15 protein-coding genes and 1 pseudogene are annotated in these 19,452 nt (G+C 68.5%); 10 read left to right on the top strand and 6 right to left on the bottom strand.

Annotation, left to right across the window (positions count from 1 at the left end):
• Window position 1: 1 nt before the first annotated feature.
• A complete protein-coding gene (locus ACN28I_RS44385) occupies window positions 2–529 on the top strand; it encodes a DUF1801 domain-containing protein (protein WP_420947922.1) in 528 nt (175 codons plus the stop codon).
• Window positions 530–574: 45 nt separating this feature from the next.
• Here ACN28I_RS44385 and ACN28I_RS44380 read toward each other — a convergent pair.
• Window positions 575–1,235, bottom strand: a pseudogene (locus tag ACN28I_RS44380) (glutathione S-transferase family protein).
• 132 nt (window positions 1,236–1,367) lie between these two features.
• A complete protein-coding gene (locus ACN28I_RS44375; RefSeq protein ID WP_420947921.1) occupies window positions 1,368–1,592 on the bottom strand; it encodes an amphi-Trp domain-containing protein in 225 nt (74 codons plus the stop codon).
• Between the two features lie 122 nt (window positions 1,593–1,714).
• Between ACN28I_RS44375 and ACN28I_RS44370 the strand changes: the two genes are divergently transcribed.
• From ACN28I_RS44370 to ACN28I_RS44360, 3 genes are all read left to right on the top strand, one after another.
• Entirely contained in the window at window positions 1,715–3,322 is a 1,608-nt protein-coding gene (locus tag ACN28I_RS44370; protein WP_420947920.1) for an LVIVD repeat-containing protein, read from the top strand.
• Between the two features lie 9 nt (window positions 3,323–3,331).
• Window positions 3,332–5,665, top strand: coding sequence for an ATP-binding cassette domain-containing protein (locus tag ACN28I_RS44365; RefSeq protein ID WP_420947919.1), 2,334 nt, complete (start codon window positions 3,332–3,334; stop codon window positions 5,663–5,665).
• Between the two features lie 108 nt (window positions 5,666–5,773).
• Window positions 5,774–7,873, top strand: a complete 2,100-nt coding sequence (locus ACN28I_RS44360; RefSeq protein WP_420947918.1) for a kelch repeat-containing protein — start codon at window positions 5,774–5,776, stop codon at window positions 7,871–7,873.
• A gap of 228 nt (window positions 7,874–8,101) precedes the next feature.
• Here the strand turns inward: ACN28I_RS44360 and ACN28I_RS44355 are convergent, their stop codons facing one another.
• Together ACN28I_RS44355 and ACN28I_RS44350 are read right to left on the bottom strand one after the other, a co-directional pair.
• On the bottom strand, window positions 8,102–8,749 hold the full coding sequence (locus ACN28I_RS44355; RefSeq protein WP_420947917.1) for a hypothetical protein: 648 nt from the start codon (window positions 8,747–8,749) through the stop codon (window positions 8,102–8,104).
• Between the two features lie 32 nt (window positions 8,750–8,781).
• Window positions 8,782–10,221: a hypothetical protein gene (locus ACN28I_RS44350; RefSeq protein WP_420947916.1), complete on the bottom strand. Its 1,440-nt coding sequence runs from the start codon at window positions 10,219–10,221 to the stop codon at window positions 8,782–8,784.
• A gap of 343 nt (window positions 10,222–10,564) precedes the next feature.
• Between ACN28I_RS44350 and ACN28I_RS44345 the strand changes: the two genes are divergently transcribed.
• The gene (locus ACN28I_RS44345) at window positions 10,565–11,908 is read left to right on the top strand and encodes a porin (protein ID WP_420947915.1); all 1,344 of its coding nucleotides are present in this window, start codon (window positions 10,565–10,567) and stop codon (window positions 11,906–11,908) included.
• A gap of 109 nt (window positions 11,909–12,017) precedes the next feature.
• Entirely contained in the window at window positions 12,018–12,773 is a 756-nt protein-coding gene (locus ACN28I_RS44340) for an RNA methyltransferase (protein WP_420947914.1), read from the top strand.
• A gap of 26 nt (window positions 12,774–12,799) precedes the next feature.
• Here the strand turns inward: ACN28I_RS44340 and ACN28I_RS44335 are convergent, their stop codons facing one another.
• Window positions 12,800–13,786, bottom strand: a complete 987-nt coding sequence (locus ACN28I_RS44335; RefSeq protein WP_420947913.1) for a DUF1028 domain-containing protein — start codon at window positions 13,784–13,786, stop codon at window positions 12,800–12,802.
• Between the two features lie 161 nt (window positions 13,787–13,947).
• Here ACN28I_RS44335 and ACN28I_RS44330 point away from each other — a divergent pair, with 161 nt between their 5' ends.
• Together ACN28I_RS44330 and ACN28I_RS44325 are read left to right on the top strand one after the other, a co-directional pair.
• A complete protein-coding gene (locus ACN28I_RS44330; RefSeq protein WP_420947912.1) occupies window positions 13,948–14,172 on the top strand; it encodes a hypothetical protein in 225 nt (74 codons plus the stop codon).
• A 28-nt stretch (window positions 14,173–14,200) separates the two neighbouring features.
• Window positions 14,201–15,013, top strand: a complete 813-nt coding sequence (locus ACN28I_RS44325) for a pseudouridine synthase (protein WP_420947911.1) — start codon at window positions 14,201–14,203, stop codon at window positions 15,011–15,013.
• Between the two features lie 18 nt (window positions 15,014–15,031).
• Here ACN28I_RS44325 and ACN28I_RS44320 read toward each other — a convergent pair whose 3' ends face one another.
• Entirely contained in the window at window positions 15,032–15,355 is a 324-nt protein-coding gene (locus ACN28I_RS44320) for a hypothetical protein (protein ID WP_420947910.1), read from the bottom strand.
• Between the two features lie 325 nt (window positions 15,356–15,680).
• Between ACN28I_RS44320 and fusA the strand changes: the two genes are divergently transcribed.
• Together fusA and ACN28I_RS44310 are read left to right on the top strand one after the other, a co-directional pair.
• The gene (gene fusA, locus ACN28I_RS44315) at window positions 15,681–17,795 is read left to right on the top strand and encodes an elongation factor G (RefSeq protein WP_420947909.1); all 2,115 of its coding nucleotides are present in this window, start codon (window positions 15,681–15,683) and stop codon (window positions 17,793–17,795) included.
• A gap of 135 nt (window positions 17,796–17,930) precedes the next feature.
• The gene (locus ACN28I_RS44310) at window positions 17,931–19,442 is read left to right on the top strand and encodes a DEAD/DEAH box helicase (protein ID WP_420947908.1); all 1,512 of its coding nucleotides are present in this window, start codon (window positions 17,931–17,933) and stop codon (window positions 19,440–19,442) included.
• Window positions 19,443–19,452: the final 10 nt, after the last annotated feature.

Below are 19,452 nucleotides of genomic sequence, written 5' to 3'. Positions count from 1 at the left end.
GATGTCCGGCAAGACGACGAAGAAAGCCGCGGCGAAGAAGAAGACCGCGACGGCCGCGAAGAAGCCCGCCGCCAGGCGTGTCGCGACGAAGGCGGCCAAGCCGGGCAAGGCTGCCGCCAGGTCATCGGACCCGATGAGCGCATCCGAGCGGATCGACAACCGGATCGCGACCCTCGGCGATTGGCGAGGGGTGAGGTTGGCCGAGATTCGCAAGCTCATCCACGAGGTCGACCCCGAGGTGGTCGAAGACTGGAAGTGGATGGGGACTCCCGTGTGGTCGCACGACGGGATGTACGTTCTCGCCAACCCTCACAAGGACAAGGTGAAGATCACGTTCTTCCACGGAGCCCACCTCCCTGACCCCAAGAAGCTCTTCAACGCGGGGCTCGAGGGGGGCAAGTGGCGGGCGATCGACCTTCGCGAGGGAGACAAGCTCGACACGACAGCACTCAAGGCGTTGCTGCGCGCGGCGGTGGATTACAACACCACGTACTCGGTGCCGAAGAGCAAGGGGTCGAGGAGAGCGTAGAACGCGCGCGAAGATTCCGCTTCCTGAATGCCGCGGCGCGGGGCTTCAATCCCGATCTGGCGCGCCGAGCGGGAACAGCGGACGGAACGGCCGTGCCTCCTCCACCGCCCGGGCGAAGGACGGGCGGGCAAGCAACCGCGCGCGGTAGGCGCGCAGCACGGGATACGCCTCGGAAATCCTGTGCGTCCAGTCCGCGTAGAACAGCGAGGGCGCGGCCGCGCAGTCCGCCAGCGTGAAGTCCGGACCCGCGGCCCAGGTCCTGCCGGCAAGCTGCCCCTCGAGCCACGCATAGGCGAGCTTCCAGCTTTTTCACGGCAAGCGCCAGTCCTTCCTGGCGCTTGACCGGGTCACCCGTCAGCGCACCGTCTACCGCGTGCTGCGCCGCGTTCATGACGTGCAGGTCGAAGAAGCGGTCGAGGAAGCGCACGTCCAGCGCGGCCCTCGGGTCCGCGGGCAGCAGGCGCACCGGCCCGGGATGCTCGAGCTGCAGATACTCGATGATGATGCTGGTCTCGGCGATGTTGCGCTCGCCGTCCACCAGCAACGGGAACTTGCGCAGCGGCCAGCGCCGCAGCCACTCGGCCGCGTGCTGCGGCGTCTCCGGCTGGAGGCTGCGGAACTCGAAGTGCAAGCCGTTCTCGTACAGCGCGATGAGCACTTTCTGCGTGTACGAGGAGAAGGGATGACCGTAGAGCGCGAGTGACATGATGGGTCCTATACCACTCTGGACCGCGTTCATGGATGAGCGTGAACGAGGTCACGCTCTACCGGCACTGGCCCACGGTGGAGCCCCGCCCGATGCGGGTGTTGGGGGTGGGCAACGTGGTGCGTCCGCGGCTCAGTCCCGCTTCCAGCGAAGTTGGAACTCGAGCTCGTCCACGCCCCCTTCGCGCTCGTGCTCGATGTTGAAGAGGGCATCGGCGGGGATCCGCAGGCGCTCGCCAGCCACCTGGATGGTGAAGGCCTCTCCGGCCTCAATCGCATCCGCCAACCGCCGCAGCTTCGCGACGAACTCCTTGCGCGGGTACGTCTTCTCCAGGTCTCGCTCGGGTCGCTTCGGCATCACATTCCTCGCTTCCGTCAGCAGGTGGTCCACGGCGCTCATATCATGGACGCACCGGGCGGGGCTTCGCGTCATGGGACATCTGCCCCCCCGCAGCACCCTCTTTCAAGAGAGCCACCTCGATGAACCGAACCCGACACGCCTGGATGTACCTGCTCGCCTCCGCGCTCTTCATCGCCTGCCAGCCAACGCCTTCCCACCCGGGGCAGCCGGATGCCTCCACTTCCGATGCCGGGGCCGTCTGGGACGGGAATGCCACTCCGCTCGAGGAGCTGGGCGATCTCCTGGATACCGGGCGGCTCTCCGTCTGCGGAATCATCACCGATGGGGGCGTCTCGGAGAGCTGTGGTGACCTGAACACCTTCGATCTCTCGCGGTGCAACCGGGACTCGCTCGCCAACGTGCCCCCCGGCGGCCACTACAACCAGACCCTGCGCACCGAGTCGAATGGCAGCCTCTACGGAGGCAACGTCATCTTCTCGGGGGACGGGGGCACCGGGATCCTCAACGGCCGCCCCCTCACCGACGTGCTGCAGGAGGAGAGGACCCTTCTCTTCTCCGAGCGTGTCTCCCTCCCGGACGGTGGCACCCTCCGCCGCTCCTACGCCGCCTGCGAGTCCCCCGGTGGCTCCGACTTCACCGGCTGCTATGCCACCTGCACCAACGGCAGGGTCACCGGCAGGGGGAGCACCTTCCGCGCCACCCGGCTGACGTGGCCCACGGGGGAGTCCGAGTCCTCCGGCCTGCGGCTCGTCTCCGAGCGCCGCGTGGAGCTGGGCTGGCCGGTGGACGTCTACGTCACCCGGGATCACGCCTATGTGGTGTCCATCGACAACAGGAATGGAGAGGGCACCGGCGGCCTCTCCGTCTTCAACGTGAGTGACAAGAGCGCCCCCGTGCTCGAGAAGACCCTCACCCTCAGCAACGACACCTATTGGAACGGCGTCTGGGCCAAGGGAGATGCCCTCTACGTGGCCAGCGACAAGCGCGGGGTGCTCCTCTTCGACATCAGCGAGCCGGCGAACCCCCGCTTCGTGCGCGACCTGCCGGGAGAGGCCATCAACGCCCACACCGTCTTCGTCGACGGGGACCGGCTGTACTCTGCCACCACCGACGCCGCGGGCGTGCTCATCTTCGACATCTCGACGCCCACCTCCCCCGTCCTGCTCAACCGCTATCTGGCGCCCAGCACCCACCCCTATCCCTACCCGCACGACATGTTCGCCCGGAACGGGCAGCTCTACATCAACCACGGCTACCTGGGCTACGTCGTGGCCGATGCGAGCGACCCGGGCGACATCCGCATGCTCGGCACGTACTCCTTCCCCAACCAATACAGCCACGCCACCGCGGTGGGCACCTTCGCCGGCCGCACCATCGCCTTCGAGGGCGGCGAGAACGCCGACGCGCACCTGCGCGTGCTGGACATCACCGACCCGGCCCACATCGTGAAGATTGGCGAGTTCCGCCTGCGCCCGGAGATCTCCATCCACAACATGCAGTTGGTGGGGCAGAAGCTCTACATCGCCTGGTACCAGGAGGGCGTGCGGGTGCTGGACGTCTCCAACCCCACGCGCCCCACGCAGGTGGCGTACTTCAACACCTACCGCGAGAGCGATCCCGGCCGGTCCGACTTCCTCGACGGAGCCATCGGCATCCGTGTGCCCGGCGATGGCTACGTCTACGCCGTGGACAAGCCTCGCGGGCTCCTCATCTTCCGCGAGCAGTAGGCGCCAACCATGGTAGACGGCCCGGCGGGCAACGAGGAGCAAGCAATGGCCAAGGTGGAGCAGGCAGGAACGGCAATCCATGTGCGGGGCGCGCGGGTCAACAACCTCCAGAACATCTCGCTCGATCTGCCGAAGAAGAAGATCACCGTGTTCACCGGCGTGTCGGGCTCGGGCAAGTCGTCGCTGGTCTTCGACACCCTCGCCGCCGAATCGCAGCGGCTGCTCAATGAGACGCTGCCGACCTTCGTGCAGACCTTCCTGCCGCGGCAGCCCCAACCCGACGTCGACGCCCTCGAGAACCTCTCGGCGGCGATCATCGTCGACCAGTCGCGGATTGGCGGCAACAGCCGCTCCACCGTCGGCACCGTCAGCGACACCGCGGGGCTGTTGCGGCTGTTGTTCTCGCGCCTCGGCACGCCGGCCGTGCCCCGCCCGAGCGCGCTCTCGTTCAATGATCCCGCAGGCCTGTGCAAGGCCTGCGACGGCATCGGCGTCGTCTCGTCCATCGACGTGAAGGGGCTGATCGACGAGAGCAAGAGCCTCGAGGAAGGTGCCTTGTTGTTCCCCGGGTTCGCCGTCGATTCCTGGTTCTACAACATCATCATCGGCTCGGGATTCTTCGATGCCAAGAAGAAGCTCGCCGACTACTCCGCCGAGGAGCGGCACAAGCTGCTGCACGCGCCGGAGTGCAAGGTGAAGCTCAAGGTGGGCACCAAGACGATGGGCTCCACCTACGAGGGGTTGATCCCCAAGATCCGCCGCCTCTATCTGGCGAAGAACCTCGACGACCTGCAGGCACACCTCAAGAGCGCGCTCGAGCCCATCCTCACCCGCGAGTCCTGCTCCGACTGTGGTGGCACCCGCCTGAACGCGGCGGCCATCGCCTGCCGCGTCGATGACGGCGCTGGCCACGCCATCAACATCGCCGAGGCCATGGCGTTGTCGGTCAGCGAGCTGCTGGAGGTGATCAACCGGAAGAAGAGCGGCTTCGACGATGCGGCCACCGCGCCGGTGCGGCAAGCCCTCGCCCGGCGCCTGCAGGCCCTCGTCGACATTGGCCTCGGCTACCTCTCGATGGATCGCGAGAGCAGCACGCTCTCGGGAGGCGAGTCGCAGCGGGTGAAGATGGTGCGGGCGCTCGGCTCGAGCCTCACCGATCTGACCTACATCTTCGACGAGCCGAGCATCGGCCTGCACCCCGCCGACCTGCACCGCCTCAACACGCTGCTCGTGCAGCTTCGCGACAAGGGAAACACGGTGCTCGTCGTCGAGCACAAGCCGGCGGTCATCGCCATCGCCGATCACATCGTGGACATCGGCCCCGGCGCCGGCGAGCACGGCGGCCGCGTCGTCTACGAAGGCGACGTGGAAGGACTGAAGCGCTCCTCGTCGGTGACGGGGCAGGCGCTGTCACAGAAGCCCGTGACGAAGACGCAGACGCGAACGCCGACCAGGTGGATCGAGCTCCACGATGTGACGCTGCACAACCTGAAGAACCTGAGCGTGCGCATCCCCCAGGGCGTCTTCGTCGTCGTCACCGGCGTGGCCGGCTCGGGCAAGAGCTCGCTCATCCGCCAGACGCTTCCGCAGCGCATCAAGGACGTCGTGGTCATCGACCAGAGCCTGGCCCGCGGCTCGAGCCGCTCGAACCTCGCGACGTGGACGGGGATCCTCGACGCCGTCCGCAAGCTGTTCGCGACGACGAACAAGGTGTCGGAGTCCTTGTTCTCGGCGAACTCCAAGGGCGCCTGCCCCGAGTGTCAGGGCCTGGGCGTCGTCTACACCGACATCGCCCACCTCGACCCCGTCGCCCTGCCCTGCGAGGCCTGCGGCGGGCGCCGCTTCACCGACGCCGTCTTGAAGCACAAGGTGCGCGGCCGCTCCATCGGAGACGTCTTCGACTTCTCCGTCGAGGACGCCGCCGCGTTCTTCGTCGAGCCCGCCATCCGGGGACCGCTTCAGTCCCTCGCCGACGTCGGCCTCGGTTACGTGCGCCTCGGCCAACCGTTGAACACGCTGTCCGGCGGGGAGCGCCAGCGCATGAAGCTCGCGCGCAGCCTGCACGAGCCGGCGTCCCTGGCGATCCTCGACGAGCCGACGACCGGACTGCACTTGAAAGACATCGATCGCCTGGTGGCGATGATCGATCGTCTCGTCGACACGGGCACCTCGGTCATCGTCATCGAGCACCACCCCCGGGTCATCCGCCGCGCCGACTGGATCATCGACATGGGCCCGGGTGCCGGTCACGACGGCGGCCGCATCGTCTTCGAAGGACCCCCCACCGGCTTGCTGAAGCACCCGGCTTCGCTGACCGGGCAGTGGTTGTCCCGAGAAGGCTGACGGTGGGTGTAACCGGCTTCACAGCCACGGACGCCCGCGCGAGGTACCGTGTCGGCCCTTCGGCTCGAGGCCGAAGGCTCATTCCACGCTCGCACCGCCAAGGAGTCGATGATGAAGCATCTGCTGGGTACCTTGTTGCTCCTGTCCGCTGGCACGCCTGCCCTGGCCGCGGATTCCATCGTGGTCAACGGCGGTTTCGAGGCCCCATGGCTCGTCCCCAACTGGTCGGTCTTCTCCAGCATCCCCGGGTGGACGACCACCTCGGGCCCCGGAATCGAAATCCAGGGATGGGGTGCGCTGGAAGGGGGACAAGCCGTCGAACTCGACTCCTATGGGCCCAGCACCATGGTCCAGCATCTGCCGACCCAGGCGGGCAGCACCTACAAGCTCTCCGTCGGCTTCTCGCCGCGTCCGGGCGTGGGGGACAACCGCATCGGTGTGTATTGGGATGGCAGGCTGGTCTCGGTCCTGGATGGGAACGGAATCGGCAATGGGGGCTCGGTGTGGCGCCGCCACTCGATACGGGTGACGGCCTCCAAGGCGAGTACACCGCTCATGTTCGCCGACCTGAGCCAGCCTGACAGCGTCGGCGGGCTCATCGATGACGTGCGCGTGGTGGAGGAGGTGCCGAAGGTCCTCGTCCATGGCTCGACTCCCGCGTATTACAACGCGTCGCTCGGTACCGCGCTCGATGGGACCCAGCCGCAGTTCCCGCTCGCCAACCTCGCCGCGGGTGACCCGACCCTCCATCCCGCCCCCGAGCCCAACCTGTCCAAGGTGGGCCCGGTGCTCGGCAACTGGCTGTCGGCGAACCCGTTGCCGCTCAACTCGTACTGGAGCGCCCCCGGGGTGATCCCCGCCACCTGGGCGGTCAATACCGAGACGGCGATCGTCTACGCGATTGATGCGGGCCGGTCGGGAATGCACGACGTCGTGGCCCGCTTCGGCGTGGACAACGGAGTCTTCGTCTGGCTCGACGGCAGCTACAAGTTTGGCGCGCTCGCGCCGGGCGCGGCTTCCGCGTGGGAGTACACCCTCCCCCTCGGTGACCTCTCGCCGGGAATGCACTACCTGCAAGTGCTCCGCGAGGACCATGGTGGTGGGACCGGGTACCTCGTTCAAGTGACGGGGGTGGAGAACGAAGCCGCCAGTTGCGAGTCCGATTCGGGCCAGTTCACGTCCTCCGGCGGCACGGCGGCGCTGCACCTGCAGCACTCGGCCACGGCCCTGGCGGATGGACGGGTGCTGGTGGTGGGCGGCTTCTACCCCAGCGCGGAGGTGTACAACCCGGCCACGAGCGCCTGGAGCTTCACGGGCCCCCCCCGCACCACCCATCGCCTCCACACGTCCACCCTCTTGAACGATGGCCGCGTGCTGGTGGCCGGCGGTGATGGTGCCAGCGCGAGCGATTCGGCAGAGGTGTATGACCCGGCCACGGGCACCTGGGCTTCCACCGGCAACCTGGTGACGTACCGGCGCGAGCACTCCGCGGTGCGGCTGGCGGATGGCCGCGTGCTGGTGATGGGTGGAACGGACGGGGGCGGCACGGTGCTGGCCTCGGCCGAGGTGTACAACCCGGCCTCGGGCACCTGGACTTCCACCGGCGGCATGGTCCGGGCCCGCCGCGCCTTCACCGCCACCGCGCTGCCGGATGGCCGGGTGCTGGTGGCCGGTGGTCTCATCGATAACGGGGACGAGTGCCTGGGCTTCAACTGCCTGGACTCGGCCGAGGTGTACAACCCGGCCACGGGCACCTGGACCTCCACCGGCGGCATGGCCACGGCGCGTGGCTTCCACGCGGCCTCGGTGCTGACCGATGGCAAGGTGCTGGTGACGGGCGGCGGCCTGGATGGCTCCACCAGTGTCCACGCCGAGGTGTACAACCCGGCCTCGGGCACGTGGACGTCCACGGGAGACATGAACGCGCCCCGGCGCCGCCACACCCTCACCCCGCTGAGCAGCGGCCTGGTGCTGGCGGTAGGCGGCTACGATGCCTCCACGGGCATCCACACCTCCGCCGAGCTGTATGACTCGAGCTTCCGGTACGTGGTACGCCACCGGCTCCATGAGCCAGGGCCGCTACGAGCACACCGCCACGCCGCTGCCGGGTGGCCGGGTGCTCATCACCGCGGGCTTCAGCAACGCCAGCCAGTACACGAGCGAGGTGTACGGCCCGGGGAGCAGGTAGTCCGCGCCGTCACCGCATGAGGCGTCAGGGGCTGTCTCCCGCGAGGGAGGCGGCCCCTGGGGCTCAGTTCGCGGGCGCGGCCAACGCCGAGCGCAGGGCCTCGAGCTTCCCGCTTCACCTCGGGCGAGGGCTCGTCCGCGAGCAGCTTCTCGAGGCGGTCGGGAACCTCCTTCTGGATCGTGGAGGCCAGTTGGGGCACCAGCCGGGGCAGGTCCTGCTTCAACGTCCCCAGGAAGCGGAGCCGGTCTTCATCCGAGTACACCTTCCGCTCCGAGAGCGTGGTGAGTGAGCCGATCACCACGCTGCCCAGGCCTGTCCGGATCTGCGCCATCCCCGACTCGAACGCCTGGCGATTGCGGATGCCGGCGAGAGGAACCCGGTCGATCGCCTCCATCATCTCCGCGGCCGCATGGGTGATGAAGGACTGGAAGCTCGATCATCTCCGTCGAGAAGGAACCGTTCTCGTTGGCCCCGATGTACAGCATGAGGATCTGTGAGACCGGCTCCATCACGGAGCCCGCGAGCTGGACCCGGGCCAGCGGAGCCACCTCGAGCTTCTCGATCGCGTCCACGTTCTCGAAGGCCGTCAACCGGGCGAAGAGCGGGCCGGAGCGCGTGCTCTGGTAGCGCGGCAGCTCGGCGGGGTTCTTCTGCGCGATGGCGGCGAGCGCCTGCGCGGCCAGCACATAGTCCTCGCCATCCCAGCTCCCCTCCGCCGAGGGGACGCCGAGCTCCACGTACTGCTCCAGCCCGAGGGAGCGATCCTCCACGGCGGGCGGAGCGGGCTGGGATACCGGGGAGGGGCCAGGTGCCTTGCCCTCGGACGTGGCGGTGGGAGTGGCACAAGCAGCCAACAACAAGACGAGCGAGCCAGAAGCCAGAAGTCGAGTGGACATCCGGCATTCAAGCCCCGGGGCTTCCATGCTCGTCAAGGATGGGAAGCACCCGCCTGGAGGTAGCGCTCCAGCACCCGCTTGCGCTGGGGCAGGAACTGGTCCCGGAGGGCCGGAGAGATGGCGAAGCGGCTGGGGTCCGCCGGATCATCGTTCTCGGTGCTGTGGACGAAGGTGGCCGAGGCGGGCCACGTCAGGCCGCCGCCCACCGGCCTGCCATTGTTGCGCTGGTGGCAGCCGCCGCAGGACAGGGCCTGGGCACGCGCGACGATGTCATGGGGAGTCAGCGTGCTGCCCACCCGGGCGAGCTCCTGGCCGATGGCCTGGTGGAACGGGCTGGGGCCCGGGCCGAATTGGGCGAGGTAGTCATCCACTCCGCCCCGTGTCTGGGAGTCGCTCTGGGCGGCGTTGAACTGATCCGGCACCGAGTGGTTGAAGAGGTTGAGGTCATTGATGGCCAGACTCGCCACCTGGGTGACGAAGTGGCTCCGGAAGGCGGAGGCCCGAGGGTCGGTGGACGCCGGGTTGAACAGGCCGCCAAAGGCGTTCGTCTTGACCGTCGCCGGGACGAACTTCAGCGTGCACGAAGGCTGCGAGGTGCAATCGCGCACCAGCTTGAACTCGCGCAGCATCCACGGAATGGGAGGCGCGGTGGGCCCGCCCTGGAGGAACTGGTTGGTGCGCACCTGGCCCAGGCTCCCCAGGTTGTTGCCGTAGTGGTTCATGCTCACCACCGGCGCGAAGCCCGGCAGCCCCGTGAAGTAGAAGGACTCCAGTTTGCTGGCGCGCGACGTGGGGTCCGGGTCAGTCGACAGCCCCGCCCAGAAGCTGGCCACCGGCCGGCACCCCTCGAGCCCCAGCTCGGGCCGCGGGTTGGGAAGAACGGACTCGAAGATGATGAAGTTGCGGCTGGCGGGCGCGGAGGGCAGCTTCGCCAGGACGATGCGGTACTCGCCGCAATGGGAGCCGTCCACGGGTGCCAGGTCGAAGCGGTTGTAGAGGCCCACCGCCGCATAGCTGTCCAGGTTGATGACCGAGCCCGGCCGCGCCTGGCCCCCCTCGCTCGGGCGGCACACATAGGGGAAGCCGTTGAGGGTGTTGCCCTGATCGGTGCAGTGCGGCATGCCGGGCAGGTCCGGCTGCCCGGGCGCCGGGTTCTGCGTGTCCCAGAGCTGGCGGAAGAGCTGCTCGGGGGTGAAGCCCGCCCCACCATTGTCCGCGGCCAGCTTGCTGAACACCCGCCGCCCGTTGAACCGGGCCAGGATGCTCTTCTCCGTCACGGCCAGCGAGCGGCGGATGTCGAGGGGAGCCAGTGCCGGAGATTGCTCGACACCCGGAGCCGGAGGCGTCATGCCGATACCGCCACGCTCGGAGTGCGGCGCTTCCGCCCCCTCCGAGGGCATCCCGTCACATGCACCCAGCATCGAGGCGGAGACCGCCACCAGACACACCCGCTTGAAACGTCCCTGGCCCATGGATTCCCTTTCGTGAGGTCCGCTGAGTGGGACCCGTGAGCCGCTCCGGCGGGCAAGGCACGCGCAAACAAGACTCGCGTGCGGAGGTCCCCGGCATTCCCCGGGAATCTCCTTGTCAGCGGACGTTCATCCGTTATAGTGGATGACGCATGCTTCCTCCGCGTCACGCTTGCTGCCGCTGTCCGGCTTTGACGGTGGGTCTCCACCCCGTCGAGCGGCGGTAGGACTGCTGCACGACAGAGGAAAAGAGAGCCCACCCCCCGCGAGGGTCCGGTGGGCTTTCGAGCTTCTATGCTCGATCGCAACCGTGCCTCGGTCCGGGTCACTCCAGGAGAGGTCAGGAATGCGAGCTGCGAACATCAGAAGACGAGCCACCCTCGTGCTGGCCATGACGGCTGTACTGGTCCATGGACCCGCGCTGGCCGAGGCGCCCGCGCCGGCCCAGGCCCCGGAGCAACCGGCGGACGCTCCGGTCACGGCTGAGCAGCGGCTGGCGGAGTTGGAGGAACAGGTCCGCCTGCTGCGGAGCGAGCGGGAGTCGGAGCAGAAGCAGGCGTCCGAGGAGAAGAAGAAGGGTGTCTCCGTGACGGCCGCGCCCGGCAAGGGGCTCACCGTGACGACCGATGACGGACGCTTCGCGCTGACGGTCCGGGCGCGTGCGCAGCTACGGGAGACGCTCGCCCGCGACAAGGACAAGACGACCAACGAGATCAACGTGAAGACGTTGCGCCTGGTCACCCAGGGGCATGTCCTCAGCACCGATCTCAAGTACAACATCCAGTTCGCCTTCGGCGGCAACGACTTCGAGACGGGCAGCGCCTCCCCCATCTTCGATGCGTTCATCGACTACACGCGGATCCGCGATCTCAACGTGCGCGTCGGGCAGTACTTCGTTCCGTTCGATCGGGCCCGCACCATCCGGGAGTTCGCGCTGCAGCTCGTCGACCGGCAGCAGGTGGTGCAGGAGCTGACGTTGGATCGCGATGTCGGGCTGATGCTGTACTCGAACGACCTCGCGGGGCTGAACGGGCTGCTGGGCTATCACCTCTTCGTCGGCGGCGGCGAGGGACGCAACCGCTTCGGCGCCCAGGCCACGGGCGGCATCTACGTCGCGCGCCTGGTGCTCCGGCCGTTTGGCGCCTTCGACGATGATCAGGAAGGGGATCTCCAGCGGCTCCCCAAGCCGCGCCTCGCGCTCGGGGTCGCCGGTGGCTACAACCAGGGAACGAATCGCCAGCGGTCGACCACGGGCAACGCGCTGACGCTCGGGACGCTCGACTACAGGCACGCCGCCGCCGATGTGGTCTTCAAGTACAGCGGCTTCTCGTTCCTCGGCGAGGCCGTCGTCCGCACGGCGGGGCGCGACTTCCTCGAGGGGACCAACGCGAGCGGGGCGACGATCCGCGAGTACTCCCGCTCCGGTTGGGGCTACTTCCTCCAGGCCGGCATGATGGTGCACCCGCTGGTCGAGGTCGCCGCCCGGTGGGACCACCTGCTCGCCTTCGCTGGGACGGATCCCGCGCTCGTCACCCAGGTGAACACGCAGGGGAGACAGGTCGGCGGTGGACTCAACGTCTACCTGAACGGTCACGCGTTCAAGCTGCAGACCGACTACTTCTACATCTTCGGCCACGACCGCGCCGCGGGCCGGCATGTCGCGCGGCTCCAGCTCGACGCCTCGTTCTGAGCCCGGAAGTGAGCGGACCGCGCAAGGGAGCGGTGGAGTCGTCTGGGCAGCCCGGTGCGTGAGCGCGGGCCGCTGCTCGAACCGCGGGAAGTCTGGTACGAGTAAGCCGATGAGTGTCATCGGCTTGCTCCCCCTGCCCATCCGATTGGTGCTGCTCCGTCCGCGCAACGCGGAGAACCTGGGGGCCGCCGCCCGGGCCATGAAGAACTGCGGGCTGTCCGAGTGGACCTGGGTCCGTCCCGAGGCCGAGGACCTCGCCCCCGCACGCCGGCTCGGCGTCCACGCCGAGGACGTGCTGGAGGCCTCGGGCCGCGCGGACACGCTCGAGCAGGCCGTGGCGGACTGTGTCTGGGTGGTGGGCACCAGCTCGCGCAAGGTGGAGGGCAAGCGCCGGCTGTCCCCTCGCGCCGTGGCGGAGGAGATGGTGCAGCGCGCCGCCCAGGGGCCCGTGGCCCTCGTCTTCGGCGATGAGCGCAGCGGCCTCACCAACGTCGAGGTCGAGCGCTGTCACGACCTGTCCGCCGTCCCCACCGCGCCCGAGCAGCCCTCCATCAACCTCGCCCAGGCCGTGCTGCTGTATTCCTATGAGCTCCGCATGGCCGCGCTCGCCGCTTCGCCGCCTCCCGCCGCTCCGCTTCCCGTCGCGGCCACGGACACCGAGCTGGCCCTGGTGGAGTCCGCGCTGGAGGACGCGCTCGTGACCGGGGGTTTTCTCGTGGACGAGCAGGCCCGAGGCCGCACTGGGCTCCGGGACTTGTTCGCGCCGCTGCGCCGCTCCCGGCTCACCCGTAAGGAAGCGAAGCTGTGGCTCGCCGCCCTGCACACGCTGTCCAAACGGCTGCGCTCGAGTAACAGGGGCGCGTGACCCTCAAGGGTGGGACTCCCCTTTACTCAGCGCGCGGCGCCCAGCAGCTTCGTCATCAGTTTCGGGTCCTCCGGCAGCAGCCCCGACTTCGGCAGCCGCTTGAGCAGCTCCTTCCAGCGCGGATCCGCCTTGTACGTCTTCTGCAGCAGCGGCACCGCCTCGTCCACCTTCCCCGCGTTGACGAGCGACACCGCGTGCCAGAACACCATCTCCGTGTTGCCCGGCGCCAGCGCCTCCGCCGCCGAGTAGGCCTTCAGCGCCCCCTGCGTGTCGTTGTGCTCCATGGCCAGGTCCCCCTCGTTCATGAAGTTGTACGCCCGCTGCAGCGTCACCAGCCGCCGCAGCTCCTTCAGCGGCGCCGTGTGGTCATCCACCCGCAGATCGAACCTCCGGTCCGCCCAGGGGCGCCCCGAGGCCTTGCCCGACACCACGATGAGCGCCGCCGACTGCTTGCCCCGGATGTCGCCGCCCTGCGCCTCCGCGGCCTCCAGCGCCGCCAGCATCCGCTCGGCCAGGTCTCCCTTCGCCTCCCGGTAGGCCTTGGCCATCGCCGGCCACACCGTGTCCTTCTCCATCATGTTGGCCTGCACCGCGAAGTTCTCCCCCACGATGTGGCCCGCCGCGGCCACGCACTTGTCCCCCGTGTGCGCCGCCACCCGGCCCTGCGCGTCGATCATCCCCACCTGCCGCACCTGGCTCGCCGAGTCCGCCGCCAACAGCCCCGCCAGCGACTGGGGCGCACTGCGGCCCGCGCGCATCAGCTCCAGGCCGAGCTTCCCGTAGGACGGGTCCACGAAGGACTGGGTGGCCACCGCCCCCACGCCCGCCTCGGCCCAGGGCACCGTCGAGCCCACCGAGAACCAGTGCGACTGCACCGCCACGCCCATCTCCCCCGTCCGCGGATCGCGCGCGACGATGGAGTAGGTGTTCACGGGCCTCTTGGGAACGGGCACCGGCTCCGCGGCGAGCGCGGGCACGGCGACCAGGGCGAGCAACAGGATGGAACGCAGCATGGAGCCTCCGAGGAACGGGGCCGCGAGACTGAGCGAGCGAGCGTCCAGCCGCAAGCGCTCTCCGTCCCCCAGCCCTCCAGCGAGCGGCCTGGAAATGCCCCCAGTAGGGCGCCTCCCAGGTCCCTACCTTCTCTGAAGATTCCAACGCGGAAGGAGCCACCATGCGTCACATGCCCTACGAGCGGATGTCCATCAGCGACGGACCCGACGACTCTCCCAACGTCCCCAACCGGGAAGCCCCCGAGGAGAAGGAGAACGGGCCCAAGCGCACGCCCAACGCCGCCGAGGGCACCGATGGCGAGGAGCGCCGCATGCCCCAGGACGAGCCCGGCCCCACTCCCGGCTCGGCCGAGGGGGGCGCTTTCGACGAGCCCTCGCGGCATTGACTCGCGGCCGTTACAGTGGCCTGGAGCCATGAACCGCAAGCCCCCTGCCCGCCGCTCCCCGCCTCCCCCCTCCAACAAGCACACCCACCCCGGGCGCTGGGAGGGCAAGGCCAAGCCGGACTGGATCGCCCGCGCGCTCGCGCGGGCCGGGGTGCTGCCCCAGGAGGAGGCCGAGGCCGCCATCAAGGCCGGCCGGGTCTCGATGAACGGGAAGGTGGTGAAGCAGCCGCTCGCCCCCATTCCCCCCGGAGCCGCCGTGCGCGTGGACGGGTTGCCCGTGTCGCTCGAGGCGCCCACCCGCGTCCTCGCCTTCCACAAACCCGCCGAGCTGCTCACCTCCACGGTGAGCCAGCATCGGGTGGGCACCGTCTATGAGGTGCTCCTGCCCCAACTGCCCCCGGAGCTGGCCGGCTTCACCTGGCACGCCGTGGGGCGGCTGGACCGGGGCACCACCGGGCTGCTCCTCTTCACCAATGACGACAAGCTGGTGACGCACGCGACGTCCCCCGAGACGCACCTCACCAAGCGCTACGTCGCCACCGTCTTCAGCGACGCGGACGAGGAGAAGGTGGAGCCGTTGCGCCGCGGGGTGCAGCTCGAGGACGGCCCGGCCCGGCCCGCGAAGGTCCGGCTGCGCGACGCGCACACCGTGGAGGTCATCGTCACCGAGGGCCGCAACCACCAGGTGAAGCGGATGCTCGGCGCGGTGGGGCTGCCCGTGCGCGCCCTGCACCGCGAGGCCGTGGGCGGGGTGGAGCTGGACGTGCCCGAGGGCTCCTTCCGGCTCCTCACCGACACCAAGGTCTCCGAGGGTCTCCGCTACACCCCGGGCAAGGCCTGAGCGTCTCCCGGGCCTCCCTCAGGACTGCCGCTTCAGGCTGCCGACGGTGAGCCCCGCCCGGCGCGGCTGCTCCCGGTTGATCTCATCTCCCCGGGCCCGGGCCAGCTCCGGCGCCTGGGAGGGAGCGCTCGAACCGGCGGCGGCGGGCGTGGACGTGCTCCGCCCCGCGGCCCCGCCGAGCAACTGCTGGATACGCGCCCAGCGGACCTTCTCCTCGGCCATGAGGCGCTTGAGCTCCTCGCGGGCCGCGGTGTCCGGCAGCGTGTCGGCCGTGGTGGCGACCCGATCCAGAAAGGGCATCAGGTAGCCGATGTCCCTGTCGAATCCTGCGGGCTTCGCCATGTGCATCCTCCTCGGGTAGGGGGTCGGACCCCGTCCCCCCTTCCTACCTCAGCGGACGGCCGTCCGGGCGGTTCATCCCACACCTCCCCCCGGAAATCGTCCTGCCCAACAGAAGCTTTTGGGAAGCCTGGGGGTTAGAACCCCGAGTGTAGGCAGGGCTCCTCCAGCAGCCCAGCACCCGGGGGGGCTTCCCCTTGGGCCTCAGAGGGAGTACACGGCTCCCCGGCTTCAATGCCGATTTGGCTGGAAACTTCAAGCGCCGGGAAGTAAGGGCGCCCCCTGCCCTGTTCTCGCAGGACTTCAATCAGCAGAAGGACCGACCCTCGTGGCCTCCCAAGTTCCCATCGAAAAGGTTCGTAACATCGGTATCTCCGCCCACATCGACTCGGGCAAGACGACGCTCTCCGAGCGCATCCTCTTCTATACCGGCCGCATCCACGAGATCCATGAGGTGCGTGGCAAGGACGGTGTGGGCGCGAAGATGGACTCGATGGATCTGGAGCGTGAGAAGGGCATCACGATCCAGTCTGCCGCCACCTACGCCATCTGGGGCGAGTACAACATCAACCTGATCGACACCCCGGGACACGTGGACTTCACCATCGAGGTGGAGCGCTCCCTGCGCGTGCTCGACGGTGCCATCCTCGTGCTCTGCTCGGTGTCCGGCGTGCAGTCCCAGTCCATCACGGTGGACCGGCAGATGAAGCGCTACAAGGTCCCCCGCATCGCGTTCGTCAACAAGATGGACCGCGCGGGCGCCAACTACGAGCGCGTGGCGGCCCAGCTCAAGGAGAAGCTGAGCCACCACCCCGTGCGCCTCCAGGTTCCGATCGGCGCCGAGGAACGCTTCCAGGGTCTCATCGACCTCATCCAGATGAAGGCGTTCTACTTCGACGGTGAGAGCGGCGAGAAGATCCGCGAGGAGGAGATCCCCGCCGAGTACGTCGAGAAGGCCAAGGCCGACCGCCTGGAGATGATCGAGAAGGTCGCCGAGGTGGACGACACGCTGGGTGAGCTGTTCCTGGCGGATGCCGCCATCAACAACGAGCAGATCATGGCCGCCATCCGCCGCGCCACGATCGCGCTGAAGATGACGCCCGTCATGTGCGGCTCGGCCTACAAGAACAAGGGCGTGCAGCTGCTGCTCAACGCCATCTGCTCGTTCCTGCCCAACCCGGCGGAGATCACCAACGAGGCGCTGGACCAGAAGAACGGCGAGGCGAAGGTCATCCTCGAGTCCAGCCCGGACAAGCCCTTCGTGGGCCTGGCGTTCAAGCTGGAAGACGGCCGCTACGGTCAGCTCACCTACATGCGCATCTACCAGGGCAAGGTGAGCAAGGGTGACTTCATCACCAACCAGACCAACCAGAAGAAGGTCAAGGTGCCGCGCCTCGTTCGCATGCACTCGAACGAGATGAACGACATCAACGAGGCGCGTGCCGGTGACATCGTCGCCCTGTTCGGCGTCGAGTGCGCCTCCGGCGACACGTTCACCGACGGCACCGTGCAGTACACGATGACGTCCATGTTCGTGCCGGACGCCGTCATCTCGCTCGCGGTGAGCCCGAAGAACCGCGACGCCCAGGCCAACTTCTCCAAGGCCCTCAACCGCTTCACCAAGGAGGATCCGACCTTCCGCGTGAACCGTGACGAGGAGTCCGGCCAGACGATCATCAAGGGCATGGGCGAGCTGCACCTGGAGATCTACATCGAGCGCATGAAGCGCGAGTACAACTGCGAGGTGATCGCCGGTAAGCCGCAGGTGGCCTACCGCGAGACGATCTCCCAGAAGGGCGAGTTCTACTACACGCACAAGAAGCAGACCGGTGGTTCCGGCCAGTTCGCGCGCGTGTGCGGCTACGTGGAGCCCCTGCCGGCCGACGCCGTGCAGCAGTACGAGTTCGTGGACGACATCGTGGGCGGTTCCATCCCCCGCGAGTTCATCCCCGCGTGCGACAAGGGCTTCCAGGAGGCCATCAAGAAGGGCTCGCTCATCGGTTTCCCCGTGGTGGGTGTGCGCGTGGTCATCAACGACGGCGCCTTCCACGCGGTGGACTCGTCCGAGCAGGCGTTCAAGACCGCCGCCATCATGGGCTTCCGCGAGGGCTACGCGGCCGCCAAGCCGATCATCCTCGAGCCGATGATGAAGGTGGAGGTCCAGGCTCCCGAGGACTTCCAGGGCTCGGTGGTCGGTCAGATCAACCAGCGCCGTGGCACCATCCTCGAGTCCGGTACGGCCGAGGGTTACGTGACGGTGGTGGCCGAGGTGCCGCTGAACACCATGTTCGGCTACTCCACGGACCTCCGCTCGGCGACGCAGGGCAAGGGCGAGTTCACGATGGAGTTCGCCAAGTACTCGCCGGTGCCGCGCAACGAGGCCGAGGCCCTGATGGCGCAGTACAAGGAGAAGCTGGCTGCCGAGCAGGCCGCGCGCAAGTAGTCCCGCGCTGCACGGCCTGACAGTTCCAGGCTGTTGAAGGAAGGCGCCTCCCCCGGGGGCGCCTTCTTTGTTTTCGGGCCCGCTGGCGATTCGCGCCGCGGGCCTCCCGGGGACCATCCCCACTCACGAGAACACATGACTTTCGAAGACCTGAAGCTTGCCGAGCCCCTGCTGCGCGCCGTGAAGGCCGAGGGCTACACCACTCCCACGCCCATCCAGCAGCAGGCCGTCCCCCACGTGCTGGAGGGCAAGGACGTGCTCGGCTGCGCGCAGACGGGTACCGGCAAGACGGCGGCGTTCACGCTGCCCATCCTCCAGCGGCTCTCCGTGGGCCGCCCGCCCCCGCCCGCCCGCGGCCGCCCCATCCGCGCGCTCGTGCTCAGCCCCACCCGGGAGCTGGCCGCGCAGATTGGTGAGAGCATCCGCGCCTACGGCCGCCACACCGGCATCACCTCCGCCGTCATCTTCGGCGGCGTGGGCCAGAACGCCCAGGAGCAGGCCCTCAAGCAGGGCGTGGACATCCTCGTGGCCACCCCGGGCCGCCTGTTGGACCTGATGCAGCAGGGCTTCGTGTCCTACAAGTCGCTCGAGGTGTTCGTCCTCGACGAGGCGGACCGGATGCTGGACATGGGCTTCATCCATGACGTGAAGCGCGTCATCGCGAAGCTGCCCACGCAGCGGCAGACACTCTTCTTCTCGGCCACCATGCCGCCGGAGATTCAAGGGCTGGCCAACAGCATCCTGAAGAACCCGGTGCGGGTGGAAGTGGCCCCGGTGGCCACCACGGCGGAGACGATCGACCAGCGCCTGTACTTCGTGGAGAAGGAGCAGAAGCGCGGCCTGCTGGTGCACCTGCTGCAGACGGACAAGGCCATCCAGCGCGTGCTCGTCTTCACGCGCACCAAGCACGGGGCGAACCGCGTGGCCAAGCAGTTGGAGGCCGCGGGCATCGGCGCCGAGCCCATCCACGGCAACAAGAGCCAGAACGCGCGCGAGCGGGCGCTGGCGGCCTTCAAGTCCGGCACCTGCCGGGTACTGGTGGCCACGGACATCGCCGCGCGGGGCATCGACATCGACGGCATCACCCACGTCATCAACTTCGATCTGCCCAACGTGCCCGAGACGTACGTGCACCGCATCGGCCGCACGGGCCGCGCGGGCGCGGCGGGCATCGCCCTCTCCTTCTGCGACTCCGAGGAGCGCGCGTACCTGAAGGACATCGAGCGCACCATCCGCCGGCGCGTGCCGGTGATCGAGGCCCAGGCCTACCGCTCGAACCTGCCGGCCCCCGCCGAGGGCGCGCTCGAGCCGGCTCCGGCCCGGGCCCAGCAGAACACCCGTCCGCCGCAGGGGCAGCCGCGTGGCGAGCGCCGTGATGGCGAGCGCCGCGACGGGGGTGGACGCCGCCGCGGTGGTGGGGGTGGTGGTGGTGGTGGCGGCGGCCGGGGTGGTGGCCGGGGTGGAAACGCGGGAGGCTCCCGGAAGCTCGGAGGCGCGTCCGCCTCGGAGCGACCGTCCGGCCACCCAGCAGGCCCAGCGCCCCTCGGCGTCGGCCCCGGCGGCACCGCCCGCCGTTTCCCAGAGGCCTCGCGCGCCCAAGTGGTTGTAAGAAGCGCCCGCGACGAGAACCTCCGTACCCCCCGCTGAAGAGGCACCC

It is taken from the genome of Archangium gephyra (genome assembly GCF_049060025.1).
GTDB classification, from domain to species: Bacteria; Myxococcota; Myxococcia; order Myxococcales; family Myxococcaceae; genus Archangium; species Archangium gephyra_A.
This window is presented reverse-complemented; position numbering and strand designations above follow the sequence as displayed.